This window comes from Sphingobacterium sp. GW821-FHT03E03 (assembly GCF_059420745.1).
The window spans coordinates 1-650 of the sequence record NZ_JBWKUH010000073.1 but is presented as its reverse complement, the minus strand read 5'-3'; the positions used below and the strand labels follow the sequence as shown (position 1 = coordinate 650).

The window sequence follows — 650 nt, the reverse complement described above, 5'->3', positions numbered from 1 at the left end:
GTAGAGAAAAGCCGAGGGAGATAACAGGAAGGTGCGAACACAGCCCGGAAGCAGGATGCTTTTGCCCGTAGGGATACCAATTTTGGTATTTTTTAGGTATAAGTCAAATATTAAAGTAGCAATAACCTACTATTAAGTTAGGGTACAGTTAGGTATTGGTTAGGTTTTATCTAAACAAAACCTAACCAATACCTAAACTAAACCTAAACAAACCCTAACTAAACGATGAATTTCTGCTGGCCTTGAAGACTCCACTTTTGCATTATCTTTCTGCAGTCTCCGCGGTCTGTTTCCGGCCTCGGTTTTTATGCCTGTCCATGATCCGATCTGCCTGCTGCGGCTCATCGGCTTTTTTCTGGTCGGCTATCTTTCCGGGATGTTCGCTGCGGAGGGCATACCGGCTTTCTGTCCCTACTGCGGCGTAGAGGTAGGGTGCCCTTCCCCATACGACTGTTGTTTTTTGCGTCCCCTTTCGCTCTGGGACACTTTTTCCCATGAGTTCCCCGTTTCCATAACCTCTGCGCCCAGTGTATCCACTGCCGTGCCGGATTCCGCGGTTCCTCCGTCCACGTTCCTGCGGCCTTTCCACAGCATTTTCCCGTATAACCGTTCATTTTTGCTCCCCGGCGCCCCCCGAAATGCTATTCTAC

At 49.1% G+C, this 650-nt stretch carries 1 protein-coding gene; it reads right to left on the bottom strand.

Going from position 1 to position 650, the window contains the following annotated elements:
* Positions 1 to 262: 262 nt before the first annotated feature.
* Complete coding sequence (locus tag AC07UV_RS25700) at positions 263 to 589, bottom strand: hypothetical protein (RefSeq protein ID WP_495185855.1); 327 nt, start codon at positions 587 to 589, stop codon at positions 263 to 265.
* Positions 590 to 650: the final 61 nt, after the last annotated feature.